Source organism: Kitasatospora sp. NPDC007106 (assembly GCF_040634455.1).
In the GTDB taxonomy this organism is placed as follows: domain Bacteria; phylum Actinomycetota; class Actinomycetes; order Streptomycetales; family Streptomycetaceae; genus Kitasatospora; species Kitasatospora arboriphila.
On record NZ_JBEYFP010000539.1, the window covers coordinates 1 to 4,102 of the forward strand.

The 4,102-nt window shown below is 74.1% G+C and carries 3 protein-coding genes; 2 read left to right on the top strand and 1 reads right to left on the bottom strand.

Annotated features, from left to right (window positions below):
- Positions 1–94: 94 nt before the first annotated feature.
- A complete protein-coding gene (locus ABZ641_RS27940; protein WP_359986042.1) occupies positions 95–580 on the top strand; it encodes an ABC transporter ATP-binding protein in 486 nt (161 codons plus the stop codon).
- Between the two features lie 2 nt (positions 581–582).
- Positions 583–3,510 (top strand): FtsX-like permease family protein, encoded by a 2,928-nt coding sequence (locus ABZ641_RS27945; protein ID WP_359986044.1) that lies wholly within the window; start codon positions 583–585, stop codon positions 3,508–3,510.
- A 20-nt stretch (positions 3,511–3,530) separates the two neighbouring features.
- On the opposite strand, the gene ABZ641_RS27950 is transcribed toward ABZ641_RS27945, so the two are convergent.
- On the bottom strand, positions 3,531–4,102 hold a 572-nt coding region (locus tag ABZ641_RS27950), incomplete at its 5' end, for a flavodoxin domain-containing protein (RefSeq protein ID WP_359986046.1).

Genomic DNA, 4,102 nt, shown 5'->3' on the forward strand with positions numbered 1-4,102 from the left:
CCTCGGGCAGCCGCTGCCGTTCCAGGTTCTCCGGGTGGACCCGGACGACGAGGACCTCCTCGTAGTGCGAGCGGTTGAAGATGCCGATCTCGCCATGTCGGACGCCGAACGCACCGAGCACCGCGCCCGCGCGATGGGCTTCGTCTTCCAGGCCTTCAACCTGATCCCGGTCTTCTCCGCCGCCGAGAACGTCGAACTCCCGCTGCTGCTCACCGGCACCGCACCGCGCGAGGCCCGTGCCCGGGCCGAAGCCATGCTGGAACGCGTCGGCCTCGGCCACCGGACGACCCACCGGCCCAACGAACTCTCCGGCGGCGAACAGCAACGCGTGACCATCGCCCGTGCCCTGGTCGCCCGGCCCGCCGTGGTCTGGGCGGACGAACCCACCGGCAACCTGGACAGCACCATGGCCGCCCAGGTGATGGACCTGCTGCACACCCTCAACCGCGACGAGGGCCAGACCATCGTGCTGGTCACCCACGACGAGACCATCGGCGCCCGGCTGCCCCGCGTCATCCGGATGCGCGACGGGCGGCTCGTCTCCGACACCCGCCAACCCGAGCTGCAGACGGCGGGCTGACCATGTACCCGAACCTCCTCCTCCCGCTCCTCGGGGTCCTCGGGGCCGCCCTGCTGACGCTGCTGCTCGTCGCCGTCCGCAAGCCCGTGGTGCGGCGCCTGGCGCTGCGGCAGGTCGCCCGGCGCCGGACGGAGGCGGCCCTGGTCGTCACCGGCTCCGTCCTCGGTACCGCGATCATCGTCGGTGCCCTCGTCGTCGGGGACACCCTGAACTTCTCGGTCCGCCAGGAGGCCTACCGCACCCTCGGCCCGGTGGACGAACGGATCGTCAGCACCGACCCGGCGGCGGGGCGCGCGATCGCCGACCGGCTGCAGCCACTGGCCGCCGATCCCCACGTCGACGGTGTGCTCACCGCCGAGGTCGCGCAGGCCGCAGCGGTCAACACCCACGCCGCACAGCCCGTTGCCGAACCCCGGGTGCTCGCCTGGCAGCTAGACTTCGACGCCGCCGGACGGTTCGGCGCCGCCGGCGGACCCTCCGGGCTCGCCGGACCGGCACCGGCCCCCGGCCAGGTCGTCCTCAACGAACCCCTCGCCCGCTCGCTGAAGACCGGCCCCGGCCGTCCCGTCACGCTGTACCTGAGCGGGCACGCCGTCGAGTTCACGGTGGCCCGGGTCGTCCCGCAGCAGGGCCTCGCGGGCGCCGGACTCGGCGGTCGGGTCAACCGCAACGCCTTCCTGCCGCCCGGCACGCTGGACGCGCCCGGTGCCGGCCGGACGTACTCGGTGACCCTGGTGTCCAACCGCGGCGGTGTCGAGACGGGCGAGAGGCTCACCGGCCCCGTCACCGCCGAGATCCGCAGTGCGCTCGGTCCGGACGCCGGCCGGGCCGCCGTCGACACCCCCAAGCACACCGTCCTCGACCAGGCCGCCGCGACGGGCGACGCCCTGGGCGCGCTCTTCCTGATGATCGGCAGCTTCAGCATCATCGCCGGCGCCCTGCTGCTCGTGAACATCTTCGTGATGCTCGCCGAGGAGCGGAAGACCCAGCTGGGCATGCTCCGCGCGGTCGGACTCAAACGGGCTCACCTGATCGGCTCGTTCAGCATCGAAGGGGCCCTCTACGCACTGGCCGCCGCGCTGCCCGGCGTGGCCATCGGCATCGCCGTCGGCTGGGGCGTCGCCGTGGCCGCCGCCCAGATCTTCCGCAGCTGGTCGGTGGACGGCAGCGGCCTCGACATCGCCTTCGCCGTCACCCCGACCAGCCTGGTCAACGGCGCAGCCCTCGGCCTGGTGATCGCCCTGGCCGCGATCGTCGCCACCAGTGCACGGATCAGCCGCTTCAACGTCATCGCCGCCGTGCGGGACCTGCCGGTCGAGTCCGGCCGCCGGCCGCGCCGCCGCCGGGTCGCCGTCTCCACCGCCCTGAGCCTGCTCTGCGCACTGGCCGCCGTCCCGGCCCTCGCCCGGAGCCAGGCCGAACAGACCTACCTGCTGCCCGCGCTGGCCGTCGCGTTCGCGGTGCCCGCCGCGTCCAGGGTGATGCCGCGCCGGGCGGCCACCAGCATCGCGGCCGCGCTCGTCCTGCTGTGGACGCTGGCGGCGAGCGTGATCCGCCCCCGAGTCTTCGACACCCCGTCGATGGCCGTCTACGTCATCCTCGGCACCCTGGCCGCCTTCTCCGCCGTCGTCCTGGTCAGCGAGAACCAGCACGCCGTGCTGCGACCGCTGCGGCGCCTGATGAACCGCCCCACCCAACAGGGCATCGCCACCCGGCTCGCCGCCGCGTACCCGCTGGCCAAACGGTTCCGCACCGGATCGACCATGGTGATGTACACCCTGATCGTGCTCGTCCTGGTGCTGCTCACCGAGATCAGCGGCATCATGAACGCCAGCATCGACCAGGCCGCCGCCGACGCCACCGCCGGCTACACCCTCCGCGTGGACTACAACCCGCAGGCCGGAGGACCGAGCCCGCTGACCGGCCTGCGCACCGGACCGCTCGCCCGGCAGATCGAGGCCGTCGCCCCGCTGCTGCAGGCCCGCGGACAGGCCACCGACCCCGGCCACCGCACCACCGAGTCGCTCGAAACCGCCGTCGTCGGGGTGCCCGACGGCGCGACCAGCGGCATCGCCTTCCGCGACCGCCTGCCCGGCCTGCCCGACGACAAGGCCGTCTGGGACGCCCTCGCCACCCACCCCGACTACGTCGTCCTGGACAACTTCTTCGGCCACACCGGCGGCCCCAGCGGTCGGTTCTACGCCCCCGGCGACACCCTCACCCTCACCGACCCGGTCACCGGCCGCGCCGAGCCGAAGACCATCGCCGGCGTCCTGACCAGCGGCCTCGCCTTCTACCCCGGCACCGGGAGCAGCGCCACCGTCTACCCGCTGGTGATGGGTGAGCAGGCCGTCCGGACCCAGTTCGGCCCGCAGGCACAGACCGCCGCCGCCCTGATCCGCACCACCCCCGGCACCTCCCCGGAGGACCTGGCCGGCCAATTGCAGGGCAGCCACCTCTCCGCGAGCCTGGTCGCCACGCCGATCGCCGCCGACGTGCACCGGCTGTTCGCCGCCAACACCGCCTTCTTCCGGCTCATGCAGGGCTTCCTCGCCCTCGGCCTGCTGATCGGCATCACCGGGCTCGGCGTCGTCATGGTCCGCGCCGTCCGCGAACGCCGCCGCACCATCGGCGTGCTGCGCGCCCTCGGCTGCCAGGCCCGCACCGTCGAACGGTCCTTCCTGTGGGAGAGCGGACTCGTCGCCCTCGAAGGCACCCTGCTCGGCGCGGCCCTCGGCGTCCTCACCACCTGGCTGATGTACCAGAAGAGCTCCGCCTTCACCGGTCTCGACGGCGGCTTCCCCGTCGAATGGGCGCAGATCGCGGTCCTCGCCGCCCTCACCCTCGCCGCCTCCTTGCTCGCCGCCGCGGGCCCGGCCCGGCGCGCCGCACGGATCAGGCCCGCCCTGGCCGTCCGCCTCCCGGACTGACCGCCCTCAGCCGCCCGCCCTCAGCCGCCCGCCGGGCCCCGGAGCTCCGCCGCGACGGCCGCCGCCCACGCGTCCACCTCGTCCCAGTCCGTGTGCTCGCCGTACCGGCCGCCCATCAGCCGGAAGACCAGCCGACCGGTCGCCGGCCAGTGCTCCGGCGCGACCGCGCCCGCGAAGTCGTGCCGGCCGCCGGGTGCGACCGCGGCCAGGAGAGCAGCGGGCAACTCCGGGGCGGAGCGCGACTTGAGCCGCCGCAGGCACCGCGCCACGACCGGCGGGAAGGCACTGCTCCGCTGCCCGACCAGGCTCACACCGAACAGCCGGAGCGGCCGCTCGGCGAGCGCATCGGCATTCCGCCGGACGAACCCGACGGCCTCCGGCAGCCACCTGCCGTCGTGGACGGCGCTGCCCAGGACGGCGGCGTCGCAGTCCGGCAGGTCCGAGGACCGGTCCAGCGCGCGGAGGACCGTGCCGTGGCCGCAGGCCTGCAACCGGCCGGCGATCCGCTCGGCCACCCGCCGCGTCGAACCGTGCGCACTCGCGTAACCGATGAAGACCTGCACGACACCCTCCTGATCCCGTGGACCCCGGT